The 25,508-nt window shown below is 66.9% G+C and carries 27 protein-coding genes; 12 read left to right on the top strand and 15 right to left on the bottom strand.

Annotated elements, in window-relative coordinates; all coding sequences use genetic code 11:
* The 9 genes from alr to AB8808_RS06445 form a co-directional block, all read right to left on the bottom strand.
* Positions 1–1,089 carry an alanine racemase gene (gene alr, locus AB8808_RS06485; protein WP_369927761.1) on the bottom strand — a complete coding sequence of 363 codons (1,089 nt, stop codon included), beginning with the start codon at positions 1,087–1,089 and terminating at the stop codon, positions 1–3.
* Positions 1,090–1,198: 109 nt separating this feature from the next.
* Positions 1,199–2,077, bottom strand: coding sequence for a CsgG/HfaB family protein (locus tag AB8808_RS06480; RefSeq protein WP_369927758.1), 879 nt, complete (start codon positions 2,075–2,077; stop codon positions 1,199–1,201).
* A 391-nt stretch (positions 2,078–2,468) separates the two neighbouring features.
* Positions 2,469–3,275: an SGNH/GDSL hydrolase family protein gene (locus AB8808_RS06475; protein WP_369927756.1), complete on the bottom strand. Its 807-nt coding sequence runs from the start codon at positions 3,273–3,275 to the stop codon at positions 2,469–2,471.
* Entirely contained in the window at positions 3,256–4,677 is a 1,422-nt protein-coding gene (locus AB8808_RS06470) for a replicative DNA helicase (protein ID WP_369927754.1), read from the bottom strand. Before AB8808_RS06470 ends, AB8808_RS06475 begins: the two co-directional genes overlap by 20 nt.
* Positions 4,678–4,796: 119 nt before the next feature.
* Entirely contained in the window at positions 4,797–6,017 is a 1,221-nt protein-coding gene (locus tag AB8808_RS06465; protein ID WP_369927752.1) for an alginate export family protein, read from the bottom strand.
* Between the two features lie 277 nt (positions 6,018–6,294).
* Positions 6,295–6,741, bottom strand: coding sequence for a 50S ribosomal protein L9 (gene rplI / locus AB8808_RS06460; RefSeq protein WP_369927750.1), 447 nt, complete (start codon positions 6,739–6,741; stop codon positions 6,295–6,297).
* Positions 6,742–6,856: 115 nt separating this feature from the next.
* Positions 6,857–7,087, bottom strand: coding sequence for a 30S ribosomal protein S18 (gene rpsR / locus AB8808_RS06455; RefSeq protein ID WP_029214018.1), 231 nt, complete (start codon positions 7,085–7,087; stop codon positions 6,857–6,859).
* 15 nt (positions 7,088–7,102) lie between these two features.
* Positions 7,103–7,525: a 30S ribosomal protein S6 gene (gene rpsF, locus AB8808_RS06450; RefSeq protein ID WP_036142999.1), complete on the bottom strand. Its 423-nt coding sequence runs from the start codon at positions 7,523–7,525 to the stop codon at positions 7,103–7,105.
* Positions 7,526–7,736: 211 nt separating this feature from the next.
* Complete coding sequence (locus tag AB8808_RS06445; RefSeq protein WP_036143001.1) at positions 7,737–8,063, bottom strand: HesB/IscA family protein; 327 nt, start codon at positions 8,061–8,063, stop codon at positions 7,737–7,739.
* A 123-nt stretch (positions 8,064–8,186) separates the two neighbouring features.
* Between AB8808_RS06445 and asnS the strand changes: the two genes are divergently transcribed.
* The 6 genes from asnS to AB8808_RS06415 are packed head-to-tail and all read left to right on the top strand — an operon-like array spanning position 8,187 to position 13,452.
* On the top strand, positions 8,187–9,590 hold the full coding sequence (gene asnS / locus AB8808_RS06440) for an asparagine--tRNA ligase (protein ID WP_369927745.1): 1,404 nt from the start codon (positions 8,187–8,189) through the stop codon (positions 9,588–9,590).
* A gap of 19 nt (positions 9,591–9,609) precedes the next feature.
* Positions 9,610–10,422 carry a MalM family protein gene (locus AB8808_RS06435; RefSeq protein ID WP_369927743.1) on the top strand — a complete coding sequence of 271 codons (813 nt, stop codon included), beginning with the start codon at positions 9,610–9,612 and terminating at the stop codon, positions 10,420–10,422.
* A 7-nt stretch (positions 10,423–10,429) separates the two neighbouring features.
* A complete protein-coding gene (locus AB8808_RS06430; RefSeq protein ID WP_369927741.1) occupies positions 10,430–10,762 on the top strand; it encodes a hypothetical protein in 333 nt (110 codons plus the stop codon).
* Positions 10,763–10,791: 29 nt separating this feature from the next.
* The gene (locus AB8808_RS06425; RefSeq protein WP_369927739.1) at positions 10,792–11,580 is read left to right on the top strand and encodes an SDR family oxidoreductase; all 789 of its coding nucleotides are present in this window, start codon (positions 10,792–10,794) and stop codon (positions 11,578–11,580) included.
* Between the two features lie 8 nt (positions 11,581–11,588).
* The gene (locus AB8808_RS06420) at positions 11,589–13,040 is read left to right on the top strand and encodes an aldehyde dehydrogenase (protein ID WP_369927737.1); all 1,452 of its coding nucleotides are present in this window, start codon (positions 11,589–11,591) and stop codon (positions 13,038–13,040) included.
* On the top strand, positions 13,030–13,452 hold the full coding sequence (locus AB8808_RS06415) for a RidA family protein (RefSeq protein ID WP_369927735.1): 423 nt from the start codon (positions 13,030–13,032) through the stop codon (positions 13,450–13,452). The genes AB8808_RS06420 and AB8808_RS06415 overlap by 11 nt, the downstream gene beginning before the upstream one ends.
* Here AB8808_RS06415 and hutG read toward each other — a convergent pair.
* The gene (gene hutG, locus AB8808_RS06410; RefSeq protein ID WP_369927733.1) at positions 13,445–14,221 is read right to left on the bottom strand and encodes an N-formylglutamate deformylase; all 777 of its coding nucleotides are present in this window, start codon (positions 14,219–14,221) and stop codon (positions 13,445–13,447) included. The genes AB8808_RS06415 and hutG overlap by 8 nt on opposite strands.
* A gap of 17 nt (positions 14,222–14,238) precedes the next feature.
* A complete protein-coding gene (gorA, locus tag AB8808_RS06405; RefSeq protein WP_369927731.1) occupies positions 14,239–15,600 on the bottom strand; it encodes a glutathione-disulfide reductase in 1,362 nt (453 codons plus the stop codon).
* A 234-nt stretch (positions 15,601–15,834) separates the two neighbouring features.
* Here gorA and AB8808_RS06400 point away from each other — a divergent pair, with 234 nt between their 5' ends.
* Together AB8808_RS06400 and AB8808_RS06395 are read left to right on the top strand one after the other, a co-directional pair.
* Entirely contained in the window at positions 15,835–16,341 is a 507-nt protein-coding gene (locus tag AB8808_RS06400; protein ID WP_369927729.1) for a C40 family peptidase, read from the top strand.
* A 126-nt stretch (positions 16,342–16,467) separates the two neighbouring features.
* The gene (locus AB8808_RS06395) at positions 16,468–16,920 is read left to right on the top strand and encodes an organic hydroperoxide resistance protein (RefSeq protein ID WP_369927727.1); all 453 of its coding nucleotides are present in this window, start codon (positions 16,468–16,470) and stop codon (positions 16,918–16,920) included.
* A gap of 80 nt (positions 16,921–17,000) precedes the next feature.
* Here AB8808_RS06395 and AB8808_RS06390 read toward each other — a convergent pair whose 3' ends face one another.
* Together AB8808_RS06390 and AB8808_RS06385 are read right to left on the bottom strand one after the other, a co-directional pair.
* On the bottom strand, positions 17,001–17,489 hold the full coding sequence (locus tag AB8808_RS06390; protein ID WP_369931333.1) for an FKBP-type peptidyl-prolyl cis-trans isomerase: 489 nt from the start codon (positions 17,487–17,489) through the stop codon (positions 17,001–17,003).
* Positions 17,490–17,520: 31 nt separating this feature from the next.
* The gene (locus AB8808_RS06385) at positions 17,521–18,777 is read right to left on the bottom strand and encodes an MFS transporter (RefSeq protein ID WP_369927725.1); all 1,257 of its coding nucleotides are present in this window, start codon (positions 18,775–18,777) and stop codon (positions 17,521–17,523) included.
* Positions 18,778–18,995: 218 nt separating this feature from the next.
* On the opposite strand from AB8808_RS06385, the gene AB8808_RS06380 reads away from it, so the two are divergent.
* From AB8808_RS06380 to AB8808_RS06370, 3 genes are all read left to right on the top strand, one after another.
* Positions 18,996–19,295: an EF-hand domain-containing protein gene (locus tag AB8808_RS06380; protein ID WP_369927723.1), complete on the top strand. Its 300-nt coding sequence runs from the start codon at positions 18,996–18,998 to the stop codon at positions 19,293–19,295.
* A gap of 56 nt (positions 19,296–19,351) precedes the next feature.
* Positions 19,352–20,014, top strand: coding sequence for a class I SAM-dependent methyltransferase (locus AB8808_RS06375; protein ID WP_369927721.1), 663 nt, complete (start codon positions 19,352–19,354; stop codon positions 20,012–20,014).
* A gap of 229 nt (positions 20,015–20,243) precedes the next feature.
* Positions 20,244–21,653, top strand: coding sequence for a DEAD/DEAH box helicase (locus tag AB8808_RS06370; protein ID WP_036143031.1), 1,410 nt, complete (start codon positions 20,244–20,246; stop codon positions 21,651–21,653).
* Between the two features lie 81 nt (positions 21,654–21,734).
* Here the strand turns inward: AB8808_RS06370 and rimJ are convergent, their stop codons facing one another.
* Both rimJ and fghA read right to left on the bottom strand, forming a co-directional pair.
* Positions 21,735–22,289 (bottom strand): ribosomal protein S5-alanine N-acetyltransferase, encoded by a 555-nt coding sequence (gene rimJ, locus AB8808_RS06365; protein WP_369927718.1) that lies wholly within the window; start codon positions 22,287–22,289, stop codon positions 21,735–21,737.
* Complete coding sequence (gene fghA / locus AB8808_RS06360; RefSeq protein WP_369927716.1) at positions 22,286–23,134, bottom strand: S-formylglutathione hydrolase; 849 nt, start codon at positions 23,132–23,134, stop codon at positions 22,286–22,288. Before fghA ends, rimJ begins: the two co-directional genes overlap by 4 nt.
* 148 nt (positions 23,135–23,282) lie before the next feature.
* Between fghA and AB8808_RS06355 the strand changes: the two genes are divergently transcribed.
* Complete coding sequence (locus AB8808_RS06355) at positions 23,283–25,184, top strand: DEAD/DEAH box helicase (protein ID WP_369927714.1); 1,902 nt, start codon at positions 23,283–23,285, stop codon at positions 25,182–25,184.
* The last annotated feature ends 324 nt before the right edge of the window (positions 25,185–25,508 follow it).

Below are 25,508 nucleotides of genomic sequence, written 5' to 3'. Positions count from 1 at the left end.
TCAGGTCTCGTCTTCGACGAACAGCACGCGGCGCGTCATGCCGCAGGTGAGGTCGTAGGAAATCGTACCCGCCGCGGCCGCGACCGTTTCCACGGGCAGGCCATCGCCCCATAGCGTGACGCGATCGCCGGTGCGGGCCGTGGGCACGCCACGCAGGTCGATCGTGATGAGATCCATCGACACGCGCCCGACCAGCGGCGCCGTGCAGCCGTTGATCCGCACCGGCGTACCGGCCGCGGCACTGCGCGGGTAACCGTCGCCGTAGCCGACGGCCGCCACGCCGATGTCCATGTCTTCCGGGCAGGTGTAGGTACCGTTGTAACCGACCCGCTCGCCCTTGCCGACACGGTTGATGGCGACCAGCCGCGTGGCCAGCGTCATGACCGGCCGGAAGCCGAAGTCGTCACCCGTCTTGCCCTCGACGACGGACAGCCCGTAAAGCAGACCGCCGGTACGCACCCAGTCGCCACGCGCATCCGGCCAGCCCAGCACCGCCGCGGAATTGGACAGTGCCCGTGGTCCGGCCAGGCCTTCCGTGCTTTGCCTGAACAAGGCGATCTGCCGCGCGGTATCCTCGTCGTCGAACGCCTCCGACGAGGCGAAATGCGTCATCAGCCCCAGCTCCGGATCGATCGCCGGCATGGCGGACAGGGCCGCGTGAATATCCCTGATCCGTGCGGGGTCGAAACCGAGCCGGTGCATTCCCGTGTCGACCTTGATCCATACGCGCAGGGAGCCGCGTGCCGGATCGGCCCGGGCCAGCCAGGGCAGTTGCGCGTCGTGATGGATCAGCGCGTCGAGGCCCAGCCGCTGCATTTCGGCGATGTCGGAGGGCGTATCGGGACCGGACAGCACCACGATGCGTTGACGATGGCCGGCGGCGCGCAGCCTGAGGCCATCGGCGATGGCCGCCACGGCGAAGGCCTCGGCGTCGTCGCCCAGCGCACGGGCGACACGCTCCAGGCCGTGACCGTACGCATCGGCCTTGACCACGGCCATGACCCTTGCGCTGCCGGCCAGCGACCGGACACGTGCGAGGTTGTGGCGCAGCGCGCCCAGATGGATGGTGGCGACGGTGGTACGGCTCATGGCTCGACGGCGGCATGCCTGGCGGAAGTGACCGCCCAGTCTAGTCGCATCGACCGGGCAACCGTAGGGCACGGGGATGGCGACCCCGGGACAGGGCCGCCATCCGGCGTTACTTGGCCAGGTCGAAATGTTCCGACGAGACCCAGCCACGGTTGCCGTGCTCGTCCTCCACTTCCCATACCAGGCCGACCTTGTCGCCCGTCGGGTAGACCACCATGCCGGGATCGAGCGAGCGCACCGCCTTGCCCTTCATCGCGGACGTGGCGAACAGGCGCGTCGCGACACGCACCGTGCCGGACTGCCGCGCGCTGGCCGCCGACGCATTGCCCGGCATGCCGCCCATTTCGTTGACGAGCTTGGTGTACGCATCGAGGTAGGCCATGGTGATGACCTGACCGATGGTGGTGTTGGCATAACCGCCGATACCGGCACTGCCGAGGCTCTGGCTACCGAACAGCGAACCGCGGGCGCCAAGGCCGATGTCGTTCTTCTCGCCGTGGCCTTCGGTCATGGCGACCTGCTCGGACGAGCGGACATCCGTAACGGTGAGCACGACGTCAGATGTCTTGGAACTGATGTTGATCGCGCCGACCAGGCGACCGGTGCTGCCACCGATCAGACCGCTGGCTAACGCGCTGAGCGCGCTGCCGCCGGCATCGGCGTTGGCGGAGATGAGGTCGGGCACCATCACATAGTCCGCGGCCTTGACCTGCCCCTTGCCGACGTTGGCGCCGCCGCGCAGTTCGCCGCCCGCTGCAAGCGCCCGCTCGCGCATGGCCGCGCCCATGCCCATGCCGCGGTCGAGCAGCGTGAAGCAGCCGGACTTGTTGATGAACACCTTGATCAGCTTGGTGGGCGAAGGCAACTGCTGCTGGGTCCACCAGTGGACGTCGCCCTCCGGCTCGATCACCGAGATGGTGCCGAGCTTGCGAGCGCAATGGGGAATGGCGGCGACTTTTTCCTCGTGCTGCTTCTGCGTTTTTGCCACGAGCGGATTAGCCGCCGTGCACGCGGAAAGCGAAAGAGTAAGTCCAAGCGCAAGCGACGCCACGCCGGCGTGCCTGATCGAAATGTCCATAGGTGATCCTGTTTTATGCCGTCAAACCAGGGCACGATGCTAGAGAACCGACGGGACGCAGTAAGTCAGTCGATACCCAGAAACAAAGCAAGGTGCTGGCGCGTCTGATGTACGCATGCTTCGGAGGAAACGCGTCCGCATGCGACGGGATGAAACCTGTCACGGCACGGAAGCGATCGCCGATATTCCATCAGCGCGGCATACCCGAATCCATTGGGCGATGTCTTAAAACAACGTGTCAGGCCGCGAGCCACGCGCACCTTCGTTGAGGCGGCACGAATACCCGGAATCACGGAGCGGGCTACCGTCCGTCACGCACCCCGCTATCGGCCAGCGCCTTCTCGACAGCACGCTCCGCCAGCGGCGACATGACCGCGTATCCCTGTGCATTGGGATGCAGGCCGTCGTCGCTGAGTTCGCGACTGAGTGCGGCGTGGCCGTCGGTCATGGCCGGCGCGTAGTCGAGCAAAACGAGGTGCTGGCTGGCGCAGTACTGGCGAATCCACGCATTCAACGCACGGATGGTCGATGGCGGCCGGCGCAACGACTGATCCGTCACCACCGCATCGTGCACGGGAAGCAACGTCGACAGCACCACGCGGATACCGTGGGCGCGTGCCAGTTCGGTCATCGACGACAGGTTGTCTTCGATCATTCCCAGCGACGACGCACCGGTGTTGCCGGCGATGTCGTTGGTGCCGGCGAGGATGACCACCACCGCCGGCTTCAGAGCGATCACGTCCGCGCGAAAGCGCACCAGCATCTGCGGCGTGGTCTGCCCGCTGATACCGCGATTGATATAGCCGTGCCCGGGGAAGAATTCGCCCACCGGGCGCCCCCAGAAATCGGTGATGGAGTCGCCGAAGAAGACCACGCGCTTCTCGCCCGGCTTCGGTGGCGGGTAGGTCGCGTTGTCCCGGGCGAAACGCGCCAGCAACGGCCAGTCGTTGAGGCGCTGCTCGATGTCCGCGCGCTGGTCGACGGTGGGATGCTCGGGCAGTGCGATCTGTCCGGCGGCGGCCGACACGCCGGCATACAGGCACATCGACAGCCACGCCGCGGCCGCGATGGCCCGGCGTGGCGCCGGATCAGTCGAACGAGCCCACATACGCATCCGGCGCCCAGTTCTCGAACTTGGTGTAGTGCCCGAGGAAGGCCAGCTTGATCGTGTCCGTCGGACCGTTACGCTGCTTGCCGATGATGATCTCGGCCAGTCCCTTGTCGGGCGATTCCTTGTTGTAGTACTCGTCGCGGTAGATGAACATGATGACGTCGGCATCCTGCTCGATAGCACCGGACTCGCGCAGGTCGGACATCATCGGGCGCTTGTCGGCGCGCTGCTCCAGCGAGCGGTTCAACTGCGACAGCGCGATCACCGGCACGTTGAGCTCCTTCGCCAGCGCTTTCAGCCCGCGGGAGATTTCCGAGATTTCCGTGGCGCGGTTTTCGCTGTTGCCCGGTACCTGCATCAGCTGCAGGTAGTCGATGACGATCAGGCCCAGGCCATGCTCGCGCTGCAGGCGGCGCGAGCGCGAGCGCATTTCCACCGGCGACATGGCCGGCGTGTCGTCGATGAAGATCTTCGCATCCGACAGCATGGTGATGGCGGAGGTGACGCGCGGCCAGTCTTCCTCGGCCAGGTCGCCGTTACGCAGGTGCTGTGCGTGCACGCGGCCGAGCGACGAGATCAGACGGAAGGCCAGCTGCGACGCCGACATTTCCATCGAGAACACCGCCACCGCTTTCTTGCCGCGCAGGGCGGCGGCTTCGGCGAGGTTGAGCGCGAACGCCGTCTTGCCCATCGAGGGGCGCGCCGCGATGATCACCAGATCGGACGGCTGCAGGCCGGAGGTGAGTTCGTCCAGGTCGGTGAAGCCGGTGGAAAGACCGGTCAGCTGGCCGCGCTTCTCGTATCGCTCGGTCAGCATGCGGAAGGCCTCGCCCACGGCCTCGCGCACCGACACGATGTCCTTCTTGCCGCGCGCGCCGGATTCCGCGATGCGGAACACGCGCTGCTCGGCCAGCTCCATCACTTCCTGGACGCTCTTTCCCTCGGGGCGGAAGCCGTCCTCGGTGATCGACGTGCCGGCGTCGATCAGCATGCGCAGCACGGATTTCTCGCGCACGATGTCGCCATAGGCGCCGATGTTGGCCGCGCTGGGCGTGGAGTTGGCCAGTTCCATCAAATAACTGGCGCCGCCGACCATCTCGACCATGTCGTTGGCGGCGAACCAGTCGCCCAGCGTCACGGCGTCGCACGGCATGCCCTTGTTGGCCAGCTCGTTGATGGCGCGCCAGATCAGGCGGTGATCCTTGCGGTAGAAATCGTCGTCGGTGAGCTTGTCGGCCACCTTGTCCAGGGAATCCGGCGACAGCATCAGGCCGCCCAGCACGGCCTGCTCGGCCTCGATGGAGTTCGGCGGGATGCGCAGGGACTCGAACGCCGTGGGCTCGCGATCGCGGCGGCGCTTGCGATCGCCGCGATCGCCGCGTTCTGGATTGAAAGACATGGTTTACCTCGTCATGCGTCGGCGCGTGACCCGGGCCCGGGTCGCCGTTCCACCATGATACGCGCCCCGGTCCAGGGCGTTGAGGGGATAACTCTGTGGATAACCTGTGGGCGAATCCGTCAGCGCGGCGCTTCGCCGAAGCGGTACTGCCCGATCAGCCAGAGCTTGCGCTCGTCCACGCCATGGCCCGCGGCCCGGTAATCGCCGAACTGCACCTCCGCCGAGAAGCCGTGGCCCAGGTCGGTCAGCACGCCGGCATCCAGTTCGCGGCCCAGCGCCGCCCCGCCCTCGTCCGCGACGAAGTGCCGCGAAGTGACCTGCCAGCTGACCTTCCGGCCGGCATCGACGGAGCCCAGCAACCCGACGTAGCGCTCGCGCAGGCCACTGCGGGGGATGCGGAAAGCCACCACCCAGCCGTTGAAGGCACGTGCCGCGCCATAGGCGACGTTGATGGCATTGCGGCCGTTGCCGTCCAGCCGTTCCTCACCCACCCGCAGCGACAGCTCGGGCACGCCCCAGGTGGCGTCGACGAGGTGGTAGCCGAGACTGAACCGCGCGGGGTTGTTCGCATAGGCATGCTGCCGCGCCGCGTCCGCCGTCCAGCCCAGGGTGGCGCCTGCGGGCCCCACGGCCGCACTGCCCGTCCAGCGCACGCCGACCGTCCTCACCGACTGGGCGGCTACGGTGTCGTTGCGGATGAAGTAGCCGTAGGCGGAGAGCTTGCCGAGGGCCAAGGCCTGGTCGACGTGGAGCAGATGGGCGTCCAGCTTCCATCGGCGCTGGTCACGGTCGTGAAAATCGTAGCCGAGCGTGCGATTGACCCTGCCGAGCCAGTAATAACGAAACTCCGCGCCCTGCCAGGCCTTCCAGGTGACGCCGACGCCGTCGAACGACTGCAGGCTTTGCCGCCATGGGTTGTTGCTGACGAAGCGCCCGCCGTCCAGGCGGATGTACTGCCGGCCCGCGCGTACGGACACATCGTCGTTGCGCCAGGACACCCAGGCGTTGCTGATACCGGTGGAGGACGGGTCCGCCTCGGCCGGATAGGGCGTGCGGCGCCCGGAGCCGTCGTCGTACTGCTGGCCGAACAACGACCAGGTGCGACTGGCTTCGCCGTAGGCGCTCCATCCGTTGCCGATCCGCCAGTGATAACCGACCCGCGTGCGCAGGGTATTGGCATGGCCGCGCTTCGGCGCCCCGTCGGAATGCAGGTTGCTGTAGCGATACCGCGCGTCGAGATAGAACGGGCTTTCGACCGGCGCATCCGCGGCCCACGCCGACGCCCCACCCATCCAGCTACCGGCCATGCCGAGGCACGACCGCCACCACCACTTACGCATCCGACGCCTTCCATCCACCCACGGGACACCCGACTCTAGGTGGCGGCACGAGACCGGCCAAGGCGGAGCGGACGGTTCACGCGCAAAACGGCGTCGCTACGCCGGTCGTCCTCGGCGAGCGGCCGCGACGGCGTGCGTCGGGGCGAGGCGGAAGCCTGAGACATTACGCAATGCCACACGCCGACGCCTGCCACGGCAAGCCGGGAAGACACGTCGCGCGGCACCAACGAAAACGGGCGCCACAAGGGCGCCCGTCGGGTATCGCGGTAACCGGTGCTTACGCGCCGATGACCTTGACCTTGACCATCTGCTGGACATCGGCGTGGAGGACGACAGTGACTTCGTACTCGCCGGTGTTGCGGAACGGGCCTTCGGCCTGGATCACTTCGCTCTTGTCGACTTCAAGACCCTTGGCGGCCAGGGCCTCGGCCACGTCACGCGGGGTGACCGAGCCGAACAGCTTGCCTTCCGGCGAAGCGTTGACTTCGATGGTGACCTCGGCGCCGTCGAGCTTGGCGGCACGACCCTCGGCACCGGACAGCTGGTCCTTGGCCTTGGCTTCGTACTCGGCACGACGTGCTTCGAACGCTTCGAGGTTGGCGGCGGTCGCGCGAGCGGCCTTGCCGGTCGGGAGGAGGAAGTTACGACCGTAACCCGGCTTGACGTTGACCTTGTCGCCGAGGTTGCCGAGGTTCTTCACCTTCTCGAGGAGAATGAGTTCCATGGGTATTTCCTATCGTTTCGTTAGCACGGGATGGGCCCCATGCAGCCAGGACGGTTGTCCGAAATAAAACGCGTGACGCCGGACGCCCTCCCCTGTTAAGGGAGGGCTACCGCGATCAGACGTCGTGGTTGTCGGTGTACGGCAGCAGCGAGAGGAAGCGAGCGCGCTTGATCGCGGTCGCCAGCTGGCGCTGGTAGCGTGCCTTCGTGCCGGTGATGCGGCTCGGGACGATCTTGCCGTTCTCGGTCACGTACTGGCGGAGGGTGTTGAGATCCTTGTAATCGATCTCTTTGACGCCTTCGGCGGTGAAACGGCAGAACTTGCGGCGGCGGAAGAACTTGGACATGGCTGTGATCCCCGATTAGTCGTCGCTGTCGCGATCGTTGTCGTTGTCGCGACCACCACGGCGGTCGTCGCCGTCGCTGTCGTCGTCACGGCGACGCGAACCCTTCTGTTCGTCCTTTTCCTTGCTCTTGAGGATGAAGGACGGCTCGGTATCGGCCTCGTCACGACGGACGACCAGGTGGCGCAGCACGGCATCGTTGAAACGGAAGCCCGTCTCGAGCTCGTTCAGGGCGTTCTGCGAAACCTCGATGTTCAGCATCACGTAGTGAGCCTTGGCGAGGTTTTCGATCGGGTAAGCCAGCTGGCGGCGGCCCCAGTCTTCGAGACGGTGGATCGTGCCGTTGTCGCCTTCGATCAGAGCCTTGTAACGCTCGATCATGGCGGGCACCTGTTCGCTCTGGTCCGGATGGACCAGGAACACGACTTCATAATGACGCATGGTGACTCCTTGTGGATGCACCCCTTCCGGGGATGGCAGCCTCCCGTTCGTACGGTGAGGCAAGAAGACCCCTCCTTGGGGAAGGGCCAGCCGCCTATTGTAGGGAGAAACCGGGGGGTGTCGCAACCAGGGGGGGGGGGGGGGGGGGGGGGGGGGCACGGGTACACCGTGACGCCTATCGCCGACATCGTCGGCTCCTACGGGGAGGGCTTCAGGCGACGGTGAACGACTCGCCGCAGCCGCATTCGCCGGTAGCGTTGGGGTTGTGGAACACGAAGGAGGCGTTCAGGCCCTGGCGCTGGAAGTCGATCAGGGTGCCGTCGACCAGCGGGAGGCTGGTGGGATCGACCACGACGCGGATGCCGTCGATATCGAGCACCTGGTCTTCGTCGGCGATGGCACCGGCCAGGTCGACCACGTAACCGAAGCCCGAGCAGCCCATCCGCTTGACGGAAAAGCGCACACCGGCGGCCTGCGGCGCCCGGGACAGGAAGCTGCGCATGCGTTCGGAGGCGGCGGGAGTGATCTGGATGCTCATGAGTTCGTTTTATTACCGTGGTATACCCGGGAACGGTGCCGTTCACCCGACCCTTACATTATCATGCAAGGTCGTGTCCTACGCGCCACCTTAAATGCGGCGCCTTTTCCGGAGTTTCAATCGATGACGGTGGTAAGCGTCAAGCAGGCCCTCGCCGGCGGCACGGCCGCAGGCGAACACGAGGTGACCGTCCGCGGCTGGGTGCGCACCCTGCGCGAGTCCAAGGGTGGCCTCTCCTTCGTCAACGTGAGCGACGGCTCCTGCTTCGCGCCCATCCAGGTGGTCGCCACGACCGATCTCGCCAACTACGAGACCGAGGTGAAGCACCTCTCCGCCGGTGCCGGCGTCATCGCCACCGGTCGGCTGGTGCCCTCGCAAGGCAAGGGCCAGGCCTTCGAGATCCAGGCCACGCGGATCGAGGTCACCGGTTTCGTCGAGAATCCGCTCACCTACCCCATCCAGCCCAAGCAGCACTCGATGGAGTTCCTGCGCGAGGTGGCCCACCTGCGCCCGCGCACCAACCTGTTCGGCGCGGTGACCCGCGTGCGCCACACCATGATGACGGCGATCCACCGGCTGCTGACCGAACAGGGCTTCTTCTGGATCAACACGCCGATCATCACCACGTCCGATGCCGAAGGCGCCGGCGACATGTTCCGCCTGTCCACCCTGGACCTGGCCAACCTGCCGCGCGACGACAAGGGCGGCATCGACTGGCGCAAGGATTTCTTCGGTCGCGAGGCCTTCCTGACCGTGTCCGGCCAGCTCAACGTCGAGGCCTACGCCCTGGCCATGAGCAAGGTCTACACCTTCGGGCCCACCTTCCGCGCCGAAAACTCGAACACCACCCGCCATCTGGCGGAGTTCTGGATGGTCGAGCCGGAGGTGGCCTTCGCCAACCTGGACGACAACGCCGACCTGGCCGAGCTGTTCCTCAAGGGCATTTTCAAGGCGGTGCTGGACGAGCGCCAGGACGACATGGCCTTCTTCGCCGAGCGCGTGCAGCCGGACGCCATCACCCGGCTGGAGGCGTTCATCGCCAAACCGTTCGAGCGCATCCAGTACACCGAGGCGGTCGAGATCCTGCAGAAGTGCGGCAAGAAGTTCGAGCACCCGGTGGCCTGGGGCATCGACCTGCAGACCGAGCACGAGCGTTACCTCGCCGAGGAACATATCGGCCGTCCCGTGGTCGTCATGAACTACCCCGAGGAAATCAAGGCGTTCTACATGCGGCTCAACGACGACGGCAGGACCGTGGCCGCCATGGACGTCCTTGCACCGGGCATCGGCGAGATCATCGGCGGCGCCCAGCGTGAAGAGCGCCTGGATTACCTCGACCGCCGCATGGACCAGTTCGGCCTCGATAAGGACGTCTACAACTGGTATCGCGACCTGCGCCGCTACGGCACGGTGCCGCACGCCGGCTTCGGCCTTGGTTTCGAGCGCCTGCTGGTGTACGTCTGCGGCCTGGCCAACATCCGCGATGCCATCCCCTATCCCCGTGCCGCAGGAAGCGCCGAGTTCTGACGAGCTTCCCATACAGACCATGCCCCCAAACGTCCTACGCCCCCTGCTGATCGCCGTGGCCCTCCTCGGCCTCGGCGCCTGCCACACGATGAGCGCCATCGTGCCGCCCAACTTCCGCCCGCCGGAGAAGACCACGGCGGCCATCGATGCGGCGCGCAAAACGCTGGACGCGGCGACACCCTGCTGCGGCAGCTTTGCCGACCTGTCCTACCAGGACATGCTGCCCTGGCAGCCGCAGCGGTTCGAACTGACCAAGGACAGCCCGGTCGCCAACCTCAATGGCGACCGCAGCTACTTCCTGGCGTTCCGCCTGCCCACGGGCGCGCAGTTGCCCTACACCATCGCCATGAAGTCGGAACTCAACGGCCGCTGGCTGAGTTCCAGCTACCTGTTCGCGCCCACGGTGGTACTGCTGGACGACGCCTTCCAGCCGCTGCACGCCGAGGACATCCAGCTGTGCGAATACATGGGCTGGACCAGCGAAACCACCGGCGCCTTCGGCAAGTTCAAGGTCGAGGACGAGAAAGCCCGCTACATGGTGGTGTATTCCTCGGCCAAGCAGCAGAAAGACCAGACCTACTGGGAGCAGTCACCCAGCAGCTTCTCGGCCGAGGCCCCGGTGAAGATGAGCTCGGCCGGCAGCTTCAAGATTCCGCACGGCCCCGACGGCGTGCTGTTCCTGGGCATGCAGAACGACACCTACAAGCGGGCGATCAACAATGCCGTCTGCTCCAAGGCGTCGCAGGGCAACGGTGTGATCTCCACCATCCGCAGCGTGGTCACCACCGACCTGCTCGGCAGCGACGCCAAGAAGAAAGACAAGGACAGCTGACCCCGCCATGCAGACCCCGGTGATCCTCTATCTCGCACTCCTGCTGGGTGCCATTGCCTTCTTCGTGCTGCACTTCGTCGCGCAGTGGCGCTTCACGACCATCCTCCGTGCGCGTTATCCGGACCAGTGGAAAACCATCACCGAAGCGGACACCGGCCGGCCCAACGGCATGGCCAACTGGCTGCGCATGCGCCGCGTACTGCGCTCGGATGCCCCGGCCCTGTTCAACGACGACGACCTGAACCGCTGGCAGGCCTGGTGGCGCCGCGCGCCCTGGCTGGCCTGGCCGTGCTGGCTGGCGGCGATGGCGTTACAGTGGTGGGCGACGAAGCAACGCTGATTGTCGCCATTTGCGCCGAGGGAGTTCGCATGGATCTTCGCCTCACCGGTCGCCACGCCCTGGTCTGCGGCGCTTCGCAGGGCATAGGCCGCGCCACCGCCTTCGAACTGGCGGCACTGGGTGCCAGCGTCACCCTGCTGTCGCGCTCGGCAGACACCCTGGCCGCCCTGGCCCGGGAACTGCCCGCCGGTCAGCCCGGCCAGTCCCATGAGCCCATCGCCGTGGACATGCTCGATACCGACGCGCTGGCCACCGCCGTGGCGCGCATCGTCGGCCTGCATGCCGTGCACGTGGTGGTGAACAACAGCGGTGGCCCGCCGCCGGGGCCGGCCTCCAGCGCCACCCCCGACGACTTCCTCACCGCCTTCCGCCAGCACCTGCTGGCCGCGCAGGTGGTGACCCGGGCCTGCCTGCCCGGCATGCGTGCCGCGCGCTACGGGCGCGTGGTCAATGTCATCTCCACGTCGGTCAAGGAACCGATCCCCAACCTGGGCGTGTCCAACACCGTGCGTGCCGCCGTGGCGGGCTGGGCCAAGACCTTGTCGTCGGAAGTGGCGCACGAGGGCATCACCGTCAACAACGTGCTGCCGGGTTACACGCGCACGCCCCGCCTTGAAGCCCTGGTCGAAGCCAGCTGCAAGGCGGGCCGCAGCCGGGAGGATGTGGAACGCGGCCTGCTGGCCAGCGTCCCGGCGGCGCGCTTCGGCGATCCGGCCGAGGTGGCGGCGGTGATCGCCTTCCTCGCCAGCCCGGCGGCCGGCTACGTCAACGGGGTCAGCCTGAGTGTCGATGGCGGGCGCACCCGCAGCCTCAACTGACGGCACGCATGATCGTCCTGGCCAACTTCATCGACGGCATATCGCGCGCACCCCACGGCGGGGCTTACCTCGATGTGGTCGATCCCGCCACGGGCACCGTGTTCGCCAGCTGCCCGGACTCCGACGCCACCGACGTCGCCGCCGCGGTGGCTGCGGCCGAACGCGCCGCACCGGGATGGGCTGCGACACCGGCCGATGTCCGCGCCGCCTGCCTGTCCCGCCTGGCCGACCTGGTCCAGCTGCGCCTGGATACCTTCGCCGCCGCGGAATCCCAGGACAGCGGCAAGCCCGTCGCCCTTGCCCGTTCGCTGGACATCCCCCGCGCCATCGCCAACCTGCGTTTCTTCGCCGCGGCCGCCACGCAGTGGAGCAGCGAGTCGCACGGCATGGCGCACGGCGCCATCAACTACACGCTGCGCCTGCCGCTCGGCGTGGTCGGCTGCATCAGCCCCTGGAACCTGCCGCTCTACCTCTTCACCTGGAAGATCGCGCCAGCGCTGGCCGCCGGCAACACGGTGGTGGCCAAGCCGTCGGAGGTGACGCCCTACACGGCGTGGCTGCTGGGCATGCTGGTCACGGAGGCGGGCTTTCCGCCGGGCGTGCTCAACATCGTGCAGGGCACAGGCGCCCGCGCGGGCGAGGCCATCGTCACGCACGAGGCGGTCAAGGCGGTGTCCTTCACCGGCAGCACGCGCACGGGCACGGCGATCGCCACGGCCGCGGCGGCCCGGTTGAAAAAAACGTCGCTGGAACTGGGCGGCAAGAACGCCACGCTGGTGTTCGACGATTTCGATATCACCGACGCGGCCATGGCCACGCTGGTGCGTTCCGGGTTCGCCAACCAGGGCGAGATCTGCCTCTGCGGTTCGCGCCTGCTGGTGCAGCGGGGCATCTACGAACGTTTCCGTGCGGCCTACCTCGATCGCGTCCAGGCCCTGCGTGTCGGCGACCCCGCGGATGACACCAGCGACCTGGGCGCACTCGTCTCTCGCGCGCATTTCGATAAGGTCATGGCGTGCATCGAGCGCGCCCGGGCCGATGGCGGGCAGGTGCTGTGCGGCGGCGATCGCGTTGCCATGGCCGGCCGCTGCGCCGCGGGCTGGTTCATCGCTCCCACCGTCATCGAAGGATTGCCTGCCGACGCGGCCGCCAACCAGGAGGAGATCTTCGGCCCGGTAGTGACGCTGCTGCCGTTCGACACGGAAGAAGAGGCGTTGGCGATCGCCAACGGCACGCCCTACGGCCTGGCCGCCTCGGTGTGGACCCGCGACGTATCGCGCGCCCATCGTGTCGCCGCCCGGCTGGATGTCGGCATCGTCTGGGTGAACTGCTGGATGCTGCGCGACCTGCGCACGCCATTCGGTGGCACCCGGCAATCCGGCATGGGCCGCGAGGGCGGCGTGGAAGCCATGCGTTTTTTCACCGAGGCCAGGAATGTCTGCATCGACCATGGGCACTGAGGTCATCCATACCGCGAACGCACCGGAACCGGTGGGCGCCTACCCGCATGCACGGCGCGTGGGGCCCCTGCTGTTCCTCTCCGGCATCGGCCCGCGCCGGCCCGACGACAACAGCATCCCGGGCAACGTCATGGATGCCGACGGACGGCTACTCCACTACGACATCGAAGCGCAGTGCCGCCAGGTGTTCGCCAACGTGCGCGCCGTGCTCGAGGCCAGCGGTGCCCGCTTCGAGGACCTGGTGGACGTCACGGTGTACCTCACCCACATGGCCGACGACTTCGCCACGTACAACCGGCTCTACGCGGAAGCGTTCGCCGGCGTGGACGCCTGCCGGACCACCGTGGAGGTGAACGCGCTGCCCACCCCTATCGCCATCGAACTCAAGTGTGTGGCGGCCGCGGTCAGCTGAGGCAGGCCTCGAGCATGTCGCCGATCAGCGTCTGCACGCCGGCGGCCTTGCGCGGAAGGTATTCGAACGAGTCTTCGTCCATGTAGTTGATCTGCGCGAGCTCCAGCTGGATCGCATCGATACCCTTGTCCGGACGCCCGTAGTGACGCGTGATATGGCCGCCCTTGAAGCGTCCGTTGACCGCGAAGCTGTACTCGTCCTGCGCCTGCAGCAACTCGACCACGCGTTGCTGCAACGCGGGCGAGCAACTGGCGCCGTCCGCCGTGCCCAGGTTGAAATCCGGCAGGCGGCCCTCGAACAGCATCGGCACCTCGCTGCGAATGGAGTGCCCTTCCCACAGCACCACGCGCCCGAACTGCTTGCGCAGCCGGGCGATCTCGTCGCCCAGGGCCTGGTGGTAAGGCTTCCACCAGCGGGTGACGCGATCCGCGATTTCCGCGGCATCCGGCTCCGCACCCGGCCGGTAGATCGGGCTGCCGTCGAACATCACCAACGGCGCCAGCCCGGTTTCGGTCTGGCCCGGATAAAGGGCGTGCCCATCCGACGGCCGGTTGAGGTCCACCACATAACGCGAGGCGAACGGCTTGATGATGCTCGCGCCCATGTTTCGGGCGAAGTCGTACAACTCGGCCACGTGCCAGTCCGTGTCCACCGATCGTCGGGCGCGGCGCTTCATCCGCGCACCGATGTCGTCGGGAATGGCGCTGCCGTTGTGCGGCAGGCTGATCAGGAGCGGCGCGTTGCCGCGATGCAGGGTGTACGGAATCATGGGGCCAGTGTAAACGCTCAACCGGGTACGCGGTCACCCATGGTTACCATCTCTTCCGCCGACGTGGGATGGATGGCCAGGGTGGCGTCGAAGTCGTCCTTGGTCGCGCCCATCTTGATCGCCACGGCAAAGCCCTGGAGGATTTCGTCGACGCCCGGGCCGAGCATCTGCAGGCCGACGATACGGGCATCCTCGCCCACGCAGATCAGCTTGAATCGCACCATCATCGGGCGCTGCGCCAGCGCCAGCTGCATGGGCACGAACGACTGCTTGTACAGCTGCACGTCGTCGCCGTACGCCGCGCGGGCCTGCTGCTCGGACATGCCGATGGTGCCGAGCGGCGGATGCGAGAAGACCACGCTGGGCACGTTGCGGTAATCCAGCCGCGCGTTCGGTTTGCCGCCGAACAGGCGGTCGGCCAGCTTGCGCCCCGCCGAGACGGCCACCGGTGTCAGCGCCAGCCGCTGGGTCACGTCGCCCACCGCATACACGCCGGGTATGGATGTGTTCTGGAAGTCGTCCACCTCGATGTGGCCCTGATCGTCCGTGTGCACGCCGATACGGTCGATGTCGAGCGAATGGGTATTCGCATGACGGCCGACGGCCCATATCAGCAGGTCGTACGGCCCGGGGTGGCTGCCCTGGTCGCAGTCCAGCATCAGCACGCCGTCCTTTTCGTGCACCGCGTCGATCTGGCACGTGTAGTGAATGCCGATGCCGTGCTTCTGCATCTCCTCGCCCAGCTGGTAGGACATCTCCTCGTCGAAGTCGCTCATCAGGCGGCCGCGGACATACAGGTCCACCTCGCTGCCCAGGGCGCGAAGCACGCCGGCCAGTTCCACGGCGATGTAACCGCCGCCGACGATGGCCGTGCGCTTCGGGCTTTCCCGCAGGCGGAAGAAACCGTCCGACGTGACGCCGCGATCGAAGCCGGGCTTGTCCAGCGTGTTCGGCGTGGAACCCGTGGCGATGACGATGTGCGGCGCCGTGAGTTCGCGCTCGCCGGCCAGGATGCGGTCCGCGGCAAGAAAGCGGCCGCGCTCGTGCACCAGGGTGACGTGCGCCTTGTCCAGCGACTGCCGGTAACTGCCATGGATACGCTCGATGTAGGCGTTGCGCCGGTCGATGAAACGCGGCCAGTCCAGGCGGCCCGGCGTTTCGTGGAAACCGTAGTCCACCGCGATGTACTGCGCCTCGGCCATCTGCGCCGCGAACCACATCGCCTTCTTCGGCACGCAGCCGGCGTTGACGCAGGTGCCGCCCAGGTCGGCCGGCTCCACCAATGCCACCCGGGCACCGTGTTTCCCCGCCCGGATGGCCGCCGCAAGGCCTCCCGAGCCGCCGCCGATGACGATGAGGTCGAAGGCTTCCACGGTCATACGGCACTCCATCAGGTCAAACCCGGAGGCTAGCCAGCCACCGGTGAAGATCGCGAATGAGCGCCAGCCTGTCCGCGAGATAAATTCGTGCGGTTTGGCAGGTATTCCGTGCAACCCCTTGATTTGTTAACCTCATGACCGCCTATTCTCTCAGGGGAACGATCCGTGGTGCCTGCCTTGCCCTCATCCTGTCGTCCGTGGCGCCTGTTCGGGCGGCTGACGCTAGCCGTGGGCATGAGCCTGATCGCCGCCTGCAGCAGCGCCCCGCCCAAGCGGTCCTCCTCGCAGCAACGCAATCCCGCATCGGCCGTGCCGCTGGCGAAGAACCTGGAGTGGTCGACGCGAGCCGCGGATGCGCCACCCGCCGACGCCGCCAACGATGTGCTGTTCCGTGCCATCGGGCTGGTCGGCACGCCCTACCGCTGGGGCGGCAACACCCCGCAGGGCGGTTTCGATTGCAGCGGCCTGATCAATTACATCTACCTGACATCGACGGGGCTACGCTTGCCCCGCACCTCGCAGGAGATGGCCGCGCTGGACAAGCCCAAGGTCGACGAATCCAGCCTGGCCAGTGGCGACCTGGTGTTCTTCGGTCGCGGCCACGTGACCCACGTCGGCGTGTATGTCGGCAAGGGCCGCTTCGTGCATGCGCCCAACTCCGGCGGCACCGTGCGCCTGGACGACCTGGACGGTTCGTACTGGAAACAGAATTTCGTCTACGGACGGCGCGTCCTCAACTGAACGAAACGCAACGGACATCGCATCATCACGCCAATTGAATTGTGTGCGATTTAATTGTGTGCTCTTATAACCCTCGTGGTCGGCCCGCCCGGCCTTCGCTTCCCTGACACGTCAAAGGACAACGCCATGAGCAACCTCTCGAAAGTGCAGAAGATCGTCTACACCGCCCACGCCAAAGTCGCCGGCGGCCGCGAAGGCCACGTTGAAAGCGACGACGGCCTGATCAAGCTCGACCTGCGCCTGCCGAAGGAAATGGGCGGCAACGGCGGCGGCAGCAACCCCGAGCAGCTTTTCGCCGCCGGTTATGCCGCATGCTTCGAAGGCGCCGTGCGCTTCGTCGCCGGCCAGAAGAAGGTCAAGGTGGACGATGCCTCGGTCGCCAGCAGTGTCGGTATCGGCCCGCGCGAAGGCTCCGGCTTTGCCGTGCAGGTCAAGCTCGAGGTAACCCTGCCGGGCGTCGACGACGCCGTGGCCCAAGAGATCGTCAAGACCGCGCACGAAGATGTCTGCCCCTATTCGCACGCCACCCGTGGCAATGTCGACGTGGACGTGTCGGTCAACGGCAAGCCGCTGGCGTAAGCGTCAGCCCGGCGACTTGATCGCCGGAAAACAGAACGGCGCCCCATGGGGCGCCGTTTTTTATGCCTGTGCCCCGGGGCTCAGTGCTCGCCGTCACCCTTGGGGTGCGCGTGGCCGTGGGTGATTTCTTCTTCCGTCGCGTCGCGCACGGTCTGCACATCGACGTGGAAGGTCAGGCGCTTGCCGGCCATGGGGTGGTTGAGGTCCACATCGACCACGCTGGAGCCGATCTTCTGCACCACCACCACGCGGTTGCCGCCTTCCTTCAGCGACAGCACGGTGGAATCGCCGACGGCCAGGCCCTTGCCCTGCTTCGGGAAATACTTCTTGGGCACGCGCTGGGTCATGCCTTCCTGGCGCGGGCCGTAGCCGTCTTCCGGCGCGATCTCGACGTCGAACGCGTCGCCTTCCGACTTGCCCTCGAGCCCGGCTTCCAGGCCCGGGATCAGCTGGCCATGGCCCAGCAGGATCCACAACGGCTCGCCGCCCTCGATCGAGCTTTCGACCTTCTCGCCGTCGACGGTAAGCGTGTAGTGGAACGAGATGACCTTGTCCTTGCCAGCCTGCATGTTGGTTTCTACCGGAGGAAAACGCGGCAGTTTACCGACCGGGACGGCCGTCGTCACGCGGCCCGCCCTTCCCGCCGAAGCCGACGCCCCGTGCCTCGGGGCCCAGCCAGGTCAGCAGGGCCAGCAACACGGCCACCACGGCGATCCAGGTGGACATGGCGAAAGCGAAGTCGCCGCCCCGCTGCCCCGCCAGCCAGGTCTGCGCGGTCGCGGTGATGGCGGCCAGCAGGTTGCCCATCTGGTAGGCGAAGCCCGGCAGGGTGCCACGAACGGCATCGGGCGACAGTTCGTTGAGGTGGGTGGGTACCACGCCCCAGGCCCCCTGGACCATCACCTGGATCAGGAAGGCGCCCAGGCCCAGCAGCAGCAACGAGCCGCCGTAGGTCCACAACGGAATCACCGGGAGCGCCAGCACCGCCGCGATGATGATCGCCCGCCGCCGGCCGATCCGCTCCGACAACGAACCGAAGGTGAGGCCGCCCACCAGGGCGCCTAAATTGAGCAGCGCGGTGAGCAGGAAGGCGGTACCCGAGCCGGCGGGAATCTTCAGCGTCTCCTGCACGAACGTGGGGTACATGTCCTGCGAGCCGTGGCTGAACATGTTGAACGCCGCCATCAGCAGCATGAGATAGACGAACAGCTTCCAGTGCCCGCGCATGGAGGCGAAGACACCCTCGCGCGCCTGCGACCGGCGTCCCTCCCACACCGGGGATTCGGGCACCTTGCGGCGGATATACAACACGAGGAATGCCGGCAGCGCGCCCACAATGAACAGGCCGCGCCAGCCGATGTGATCGACCAGCAGCCAGTTGACCAGCGCCGCGAGGAAGAAACCGCAGGGATAACCGCTCTGCAACAGGCCCGAGACGAGGCCTCGCGAGCGCGCCGGGATGGACTCCATGGCCAGCGACGCGCCGATGCCCCACTCCCCGCCCATGGCGATGCCGAACAGGAAGCGCAGGCCCAGCAGGACGCCGAGGCTGGGCGCGAAGGCGCAAGCCACCTCCAGCACCGAAAACAGCACTATGTCGAACATCAGTACGGGGCGACGACCGTAGCGGTCCGCGAGCCGGCCGAAGACCAGCGCACCGATGGGCCGGGCGGCCAGCGTAAGGAACAGGCCGTAGGTGACCTCCTGCTTGGGCACATTGAACTCGTGCGCCACGGCCAGGATCACGAAGGTCAGCAGGAAGTAGTCGAAGGCGTCCAGGGTCCAGCCGAGGAAACTGGCCAGCACCGTATGGCGCTGGGTGGCGTCCAGTTCGCGCAACGCGGCGGGAAGTGGCATCAGAATTTCCTCAAGACTCCGGGGCGGCGCCGAGGCTAGCACAGCGCACCGGATCGACAGGCAGGCCGGCGTCCTGCCCGCTAGACTGGAAGCGATGACCTGGGTGCGAGGCGCGGGACGGAACCGATGGTTTACCGGTGAAGTACACGACCTGCACATGCGCCGGGGCATCGTCCACAGCCCGCATCGGTCTCGATGCATCATCGACGGAGGGATTCATGAAGCACTCGCGTTTCATCGTTTCGATCGGCCTGGTCACGGCCCTGGCCGCCGGCGCCGTTTCCGCGCATCCCGCAACCGCACCGCAAACCGGCGACGACGCCCATGCGGCTCCGGCCTTCAGCGACCTGGACAAGGACGGCAAGGGCTACATCACGCGCAAGGACATGCCCAAGGATGTCGAAGCCCTCAAGACCCTGCGCGCCCATATCCAGGAGGCCGACACCAACCATGACGGCAAGGTGGACAAGAGCGAGTACGAGGCCTACATGAGCAAGAGCCCGACGCCCCAGCACTAGCGCTTCCCGCCGGGCACCTCGCGTGCCCGGCGTCTTTTTTCACGGACGGAGACGCCATGCATCCCGACACCCGGACCCGCCGCCGCATCGCCTCGCGCTTCAGCCGCTACGGCGACCGTATCTACATCCACGGCAAGCTGGCCAGCGATCCGGTATACGCCGCCGCCGCGCAGGCGATTCGCGGTCGGCCGCTGCCGTTGCTGGATATCGGCTGCGGGCTGGGCCTGCTGGGGCACTACCTGCACGCGTGCGATGTGCTCGAAGGTTACGTCGGCATCGACCACGACCCACGCAAGATCGCCAACGGCCGCGAAGCCGCGGAGCGAGCCGGACTGAGTGCGAGCATCGCGCTGCACGAGGCGGACGCCACGGCCAGCCAGTCGCTGCGCGGGCACGTGGCCATGCTGGACGTGCTGCACTACCTGCCCCGCGACCGTCAGGTCGACCTGCTCGGCTTTGCCGTGGATCACCTGGCCGACGACGGCGTGCTGATCCTGCGCAACGTCATCCGCGACGGCACCTGGCGCTACCGGGCCACGGTGCTGGAAGAAAAGTTCATCCATGCGGTCGGCTGGATTCCCGGCGGCGCGCAGTATTTCCCGACGGAATCGGATATCCGCGACGTGCTGGAGCCCCGCGGCATCCGTGTCGATTTCCGCCCGCTGTTCGGCCGCACGCCCTACAACAGCTACCTGATGACGGCCTCCCGCCAGGGTTGACCCGGGCGACGCCCATTGTGCGTCGCAATAAGGTATACTCACCCGGTCGAGAAGCGCTCCGACTCCCTTGCGGACCCCCGGCGCGGAGTTTTCTCCCGCCCGTTCCCCCACCCCCGGAAGCGCGCTCGACACCGGCCAGCCTGCTGTCTTCGTCATGGTTAGCGGCCGCCAATCCATAACTCGTAGCGCGGTTCCAGGGAACGCTCGAGTCAAGCAGGAGCTCCACCCCATGTCTTTTGATTCGCTGGGCCTTGCGCCCGCGTTGCTGCGTGCCCTTTCCGAAGCCGGCTACGAAAAACCGACGCCGATCCAGGCCGCCGCCATCCCGCAGGTCATCGCCGGCCACGACCTCATGGCCGCCGCGCAGACCGGCACCGGCAAGACCGCCGCGTTCGCCCTTCCCTTGCTGCAGCGCATCGCCAATGAAGTGCGCGGCGAGAAGGCCCGCCCCATCCGTGCACTGATCCTCACCCCCACCCGTGAGCTGGCCGCCCAGGTGCAGGACAACCTGCGCGACTACGGCAAGTACCTGCCCCTGTCCAGCACCGTCATCTTCGGCGGCGTCGGCATGGGCAACCAGCTGCACGCGCTGCGTCGCGGCGTCGACATCGTGGTGGCCACGCCGGGCCGCCTGCTCGACCACATGCAGCAGCGTTCTGTGAACCTGTCCAAGGTCGACGTGCTGGTGCTGGACGAGGCCGACCGCATGCTCGACATGGGCTTCCTGCCCGCGTTGAAGCGCATCCTGGCCGCCGTGCCGAAGGAGCGCCAGACGCTGCTGTTCTCGGCCACGTTCGCGCCCGAGATCAAGGCCCTGGCCCAGCAGTTCATGCGCAACCCGCGCGAGATCTCCACCGAACCGGCCAACACCGTCGCCAACACCGTGACGCACCGCGTGCATCCGGTGGACGCCGCCAAGAAGCGCGACCTGCTGCTGCACATCCTGTCGCAGGACAGCCGCCGCCAGACCCTGGTGTTCAGCCGCACCAAGCACGGCGCCGACAAGCTCGTGCGCCACCTGGAGCAGTCGGGCATCAAGTCGGCAGCCATCCACGGCAACAAGAGCCAGAACGCCCGCACCCGCGCGCTGTCCGACTTCAAGACCAACCGCATCACCGTGCTGGTCGCCACGGACATCGCCGCACGCGGTATCGACATCGACCAGCTGCCGGTGGTGATCAACTTCGACCTGCCCATGGTCGCGGAAGACTACGTGCACCGCATCGGTCGTACCGGCCGCGCCGGCTCCACGGGCGAGGCCATTTCGCTGGTCAGCCATGACGAATCCGGCCTGCTGCGCGATATCGGTCGCCTGCTCAAGTCCGACCTGGAAATCGTCAACGTGGCCGGTTACGAGCCCAGCACCCCGCTGCGCCTGGATGCCGGTGCACCGCGTCCGAAGCAGGGTGGCGGCCAGCAGCGCCAGCCGCGCGCACCGGGCTCCGGTGGCGGTGGCCAGGGTCGTGCCGCAAGCGGCAACGGCCAGTCGCGCCAGGGCGCCGGTGGCGGCAACGGTGGCGGTCGCCCGTCGTCGCATCGCCCGCATGGGCACTCGCCTGCCGGTACCGGTGAAAACACCGGCAACCACAAGCGTCGTCGCCAGGGTCGCGGTGGCCGTCCGGCCAGCAGCAACGCATAAGCATCGCTGCCACGCTGCGGCGTGATCGATGGGCCGCCCGGGCAACTCGCCCGGGCGGCCCATCGCGCTTCAGGGGTGTCGTCAGCCCTGGCTACGTATCCTGGCGGTGAGGACATGGTCCTCCCACACGCCGTCGATCTTCAGGTAGCGCCGCGCGTAACCTTCCTTCTCGAAGCCCAGCCGCGCCAGCAGTCGGCCGCTGCGCTCGTTGCGCGGCATGTGGTTGGCCATGATGCGATGGAAGTCCAGAGGGCCGAACCCGTAGCGGACCGCCGCGTCCAGCGCTTCGAACATCAGCCCCTGCCCCTCGTATTTCCGCGCGATGCCGTAACCGAGGTGACAGGCCTGGAACACGCCACGCACCACATTGGCGAAGGTGAAGCTGCCGATCATGTCGGACGCATCCGGCGTGAGTATCGCGAACGGATACCCGCGGTCGGCACGCGCCGCTTCCCCGCCGGCCTCGATGGCGGCACGGCACGCGTCCAGCGTGTAGTGCGAATCGCTGCGCAACGGTTCCCACGGCGCCAGGTGTTCGCGATTTTCCGCGCGATAGGTGCGCAATAACGCGGCGTCCTCCACGTCGAGCAATCGGATCACCGTGCGCGCGGTGCGCATCCGGATCGGCTCGTTCATGCGGACAAGGCTTTCGCGTGGTGACGCAGGTGATCTTCGACGAAGCTCTGGATGAAGTAGTAACTATGGTCGTAACCGGGGTGCATGCGCAGTTCGAGCTTCTGGCGCGCGTCCTCGCACGCGGCTTCGAAACGCTGCGGCTGCAACTGGCCGACCAGGAAGCCATCGGCCTCGCCCTGGTCGATCAGTATCCGGCCGTCGAAGTGCGCACCCGCGGCAACCAGTGCCGTGGCGTCGTATTTCGCCCAGGCCTTGCGATCGTTGCCGAGGTAGCGCGGAAACGCCTTCTCGCCCCACGGCACACTGGCCGGCGCGACGATCGGCGCGAAGGCGGAGACGGAGCGATAGCGCCCGGGATTGCGCAGTGCGACGGTCAATGCACCATGCCCGCCCATCGAGTGGCCGAAGATGCCCTGACGGCCCATGTCCAGGGCGAACCGCTCCGAAAGCACGCGCGGCAGCTCATCCACCACGTAGGTATACATGCGGAACCGCGAGGCCCACGGCTCTTCGGTAGCGTCGAGATAGAAGCCCGCGCCCTCACCGAACTCCCAGTCGCCGGTGGCACCGGGCAGACCCGTCTCACGCGGGCTGGTATCGGGCATGACCAGCGCGATGCCCAGTTCCGCGGCCACGCGCTGCGCACCGGCCTTGGTAGTAAACGTTTCCGCCGTGCAGGTCAGCCCCGCAAGAAAGTACAGGACCGGCACCGGCCCGTGTTCGGCGGCGGGAGGCAGGTAGACGGCGAAGCGCATGGGGCCGCCGCATGCGTCGGATATGTGGGAATAGAAGCCCTGGACGCCACCGAAGCACCGCTGTTCGGACACCGTTTCGACTGCCGACATGCCCTTCTCCTATCTGAAAGCTGACCGGGAAGTGTAACGCTGGCGTGACAAGTGGCCACATACCACAACGAACAGCGTCCATCGCTGCTACAATAACGCTACTGCCGGCGCGCGAATGTCGCCGTCGCGCCCCCTCTTCGAGGTCGCCATGTCATCCCCCGAAACAGACAACGCTCCGGCCCTGCCCGGTTTCAGCGCGCTCGCTCTCGACGCCAACGTCGTGCGCGCGCTGACCGAGGTAGGTTACGAGACCCCCTCTCCCATCCAGGCCGCCACCATCCCGGCCCTGCTCGAAGGCCGCGATGTCATCGGCCAGGCACAGACCGGCACCGGCAAGACGGCCGCGTTCGCGCTGCCCGTGCTGTCGCGCCTGGACCTGCGCGCCGGAAACAAGCCGCAGGCGCTGGTGCTCGCCCCCACGCGCGAGTTGGCCATCCAGGTGGCCGAGGCGTTCCAGAAGTACGCTACCTACCTGCCCGGCTTCCAGGTGCTGCCGATCTACGGCGGTCAGAGCTACGGCCCGCAGCTGCAGGGCCTGAAACGCGGCGCCCAGGTCCTGGTCGGTACGCCCGGGCGTGTCATCGACCACCTCGACAAGGGCACGCTGGATCTTTCCGCGCTGCGCTTCCTGGTGCTGGACGAAGCCGACGAAATGCTCCGCATGGGCTTCATCGACGATGTCGAAAAGCTCCTGCAGGCCACGCCGGAAGGTCGCCAGGTGGCGCTGTTCTCCGCGACCATGCCGGCGCCCATCCGCCGCATCGCGCAGACCTACCTGAAAGACCCGGTCGAAGTCACGATCAAGAACAAGACCACCACTGCGGCCAACATCCGCCAGCGTTACTGGTGGGTCAGCGGCGTGCACAAGCTGGACGCGCTCACCCGCATCCTCGAGGCCGAGAGCTTCGACGCCATGATCGTCTTCGCCCGCACCAAGTCGGCGACGGAAGAACTCGCCAGCAAGCTGCAGGCGCGCGGTTTCGCCGCCGCGGCGATCAACGGCGACATCGCGCAGGCCCAGCGTGAGCGCGTGATCGACCAGCTGAAGACCGGCAAGCTCGATATCCTCATCGCCACTGACGTCGCCGCGCGCGGCCTCGATGTCGAACGGATCAGCCACGTGCTGAACTACGACATCCCGCACGACACCGAGTCGTACGTGCACCGCATCGGCCGCACCGGTCGTGCCGGTCGCAGCGGCGAGGCGATCCTGTTCGTGACGCCGCGCGAGAAGAACCTGCTCCGCCAGATCGAGCGCGCCACGCGCCAGCCGATCGAGCAGATGCAGCTGCCGACCATCGAGGCGGTGAACGACACGCGCGTCAACAAGTTCAACCAGAAGATCTCCGACACGCTGGCGACGGGCGACCTCGGCTTCTTCCAGCAGATGGTCGAGAAGTTCGAGCAGGAGCACAACGTGCCGGCGATCGAGATCGCCGCCGCGCTGGCCAAGATCGCCCAGGGCGACCAGCCGCTGTTGCTCGAGCCGCCGGCCAAGCGCGAGTACACCGAGCGCCCGCCGCGTGATTTCGATCGCGAGCGTCCGCAGCGAGACTTCGACCGCGATCGCGGTCCGCGTGAAAGTGGTGGCGGTGACTTCAGCGACCGGCGCCCGGTCCGCGAGGGTATGCGCCAGCCGCGTCCGCACACCACGGAAGCGGGCAAGCGCACGTATCGCATCGAAGTGGGCCACGAGCACGGTGTGAAGCCCGGCAACATCGTCGGCGCCATTGCCAACGAGGGCGGCGTGGAAGCGAAGTTCATCGGCCGCGTGAGCATCCGCGACGATTACAGCCTGATCGACCTGCCGGACGGCATGCCCGCTGAGACCTTCACTCACCTCAAGAAGGTGTGGGTGGCTCAGCAGCAGCTGAAGATCGCCGAGTGGGACGGCAAGGAATCGCCACAGAGCAGCAGCGGTGGCGCCGGTGCCGGTGGCCCGGGCGGCGCATCGCGTCCGCCGTCGCGCGGCAACTTCCGCCCGTCGGGCAACCGCCCCAGCGGTGGACCCAGCGGTGGCAAGCCGCCACGCAAGAAACGCGATTCCTGATCGATGTGAAGAGGCCCCGGAAACGGGGCCTTTTTTTGTTGCGTTAGCGGCGTTGGAGCAAGAGCCGGCGGGTCGCCCCCTCGGTGCCACGCCTACGGCGACCCGCTAAGGAAGGGCCGCTGGCGCGGCCGTATTCTTATGGCCCTTCGGGCCCGGGTCGGGCTTCGCACAGGGGTTCTCGACTCGACATCCTGTCTCGCGAGAACGGCCGGCCGTCCTGGCCGGCCCCCTGCGGGCCTGATCTGTGCAAATCCCTCGCCTGCGGCTACCGGCACCGAGGGGGCGACCCGCCGGCTCTTCCGAAGACTGAGGCAGGTTGTGACG

Origin of the sequence: Xanthomonas sp. NCPPB 2632, from assembly GCF_041228075.2 — a bacterium.
GTDB lineage: Bacteria > Pseudomonadota > Gammaproteobacteria > Xanthomonadales > Rhodanobacteraceae > Luteibacter.
This window is presented reverse-complemented; position numbering and strand designations above follow the sequence as displayed.

Coding starts and splice junctions, on each gene's coding strand:
- alr (WP_369927761.1), bottom strand. CDS start 1,089: ATGAGCCGTACCACCGTCGCCACCATCCATCTGGGCGCGCTGCGCCAC.
- AB8808_RS06475 (WP_369927756.1), bottom strand. CDS start 3,275: ATGTGGGCTCGTTCGACTGATCCGGCGCCACGCCGGGCCATCGCGGCC.
- AB8808_RS06470 (WP_369927754.1), bottom strand. CDS start 4,677: ATGTCTTTCAATCCAGAACGCGGCGATCGCGGCGATCGCAAGCGCCGC.
- AB8808_RS06465 (WP_369927752.1), bottom strand. CDS start 6,017: ATGCGTAAGTGGTGGTGGCGGTCGTGCCTCGGCATGGCCGGTAGCTGG.
- rplI (WP_369927750.1), bottom strand. CDS start 6,741: ATGGAACTCATTCTCCTCGAGAAGGTGAAGAACCTCGGCAACCTCGGC.
- rpsR (WP_029214018.1), bottom strand. CDS start 7,087: ATGTCCAAGTTCTTCCGCCGCCGCAAGTTCTGCCGTTTCACCGCCGAA.
- rpsF (WP_036142999.1), bottom strand. CDS start 7,525: ATGCGTCATTATGAAGTCGTGTTCCTGGTCCATCCGGACCAGAGCGAA.
- AB8808_RS06445 (WP_036143001.1), bottom strand. CDS start 8,063: ATGAGCATCCAGATCACTCCCGCCGCCTCCGAACGCATGCGCAGCTTC.
- asnS (WP_369927745.1), top strand. CDS start 8,187: ATGACGGTGGTAAGCGTCAAGCAGGCCCTCGCCGGCGGCACGGCCGCA.
- AB8808_RS06435 (WP_369927743.1), top strand. CDS start 9,610: ATGCCCCCAAACGTCCTACGCCCCCTGCTGATCGCCGTGGCCCTCCTC.
- AB8808_RS06430 (WP_369927741.1), top strand. CDS start 10,430: ATGCAGACCCCGGTGATCCTCTATCTCGCACTCCTGCTGGGTGCCATT.
- AB8808_RS06425 (WP_369927739.1), top strand. CDS start 10,792: ATGGATCTTCGCCTCACCGGTCGCCACGCCCTGGTCTGCGGCGCTTCG.
- AB8808_RS06420 (WP_369927737.1), top strand. CDS start 11,589: ATGATCGTCCTGGCCAACTTCATCGACGGCATATCGCGCGCACCCCAC.
- AB8808_RS06415 (WP_369927735.1), top strand. CDS start 13,030: ATGGGCACTGAGGTCATCCATACCGCGAACGCACCGGAACCGGTGGGC.
- hutG (WP_369927733.1), bottom strand. CDS start 14,221: ATGATTCCGTACACCCTGCATCGCGGCAACGCGCCGCTCCTGATCAGC.
- gorA (WP_369927731.1), bottom strand. CDS start 15,600: ATGACCGTGGAAGCCTTCGACCTCATCGTCATCGGCGGCGGCTCGGGA.
- AB8808_RS06400 (WP_369927729.1), top strand. CDS start 15,835: ATGAGCCTGATCGCCGCCTGCAGCAGCGCCCCGCCCAAGCGGTCCTCC.
- AB8808_RS06395 (WP_369927727.1), top strand. CDS start 16,468: ATGAGCAACCTCTCGAAAGTGCAGAAGATCGTCTACACCGCCCACGCC.
- AB8808_RS06390 (WP_369931333.1), bottom strand. CDS start 17,489: ATGCAGGCTGGCAAGGACAAGGTCATCTCGTTCCACTACACGCTTACC.
- AB8808_RS06385 (WP_369927725.1), bottom strand. CDS start 18,777: ATGCCACTTCCCGCCGCGTTGCGCGAACTGGACGCCACCCAGCGCCAT.
- AB8808_RS06380 (WP_369927723.1), top strand. CDS start 18,996: ATGAAGCACTCGCGTTTCATCGTTTCGATCGGCCTGGTCACGGCCCTG.
- AB8808_RS06375 (WP_369927721.1), top strand. CDS start 19,352: ATGCATCCCGACACCCGGACCCGCCGCCGCATCGCCTCGCGCTTCAGC.
- AB8808_RS06370 (WP_036143031.1), top strand. CDS start 20,244: ATGTCTTTTGATTCGCTGGGCCTTGCGCCCGCGTTGCTGCGTGCCCTT.
- rimJ (WP_369927718.1), bottom strand. CDS start 22,289: ATGAACGAGCCGATCCGGATGCGCACCGCGCGCACGGTGATCCGATTG.
- fghA (WP_369927716.1), bottom strand. CDS start 23,134: ATGTCGGCAGTCGAAACGGTGTCCGAACAGCGGTGCTTCGGTGGCGTC.
- AB8808_RS06355 (WP_369927714.1), top strand. CDS start 23,283: ATGTCATCCCCCGAAACAGACAACGCTCCGGCCCTGCCCGGTTTCAGC.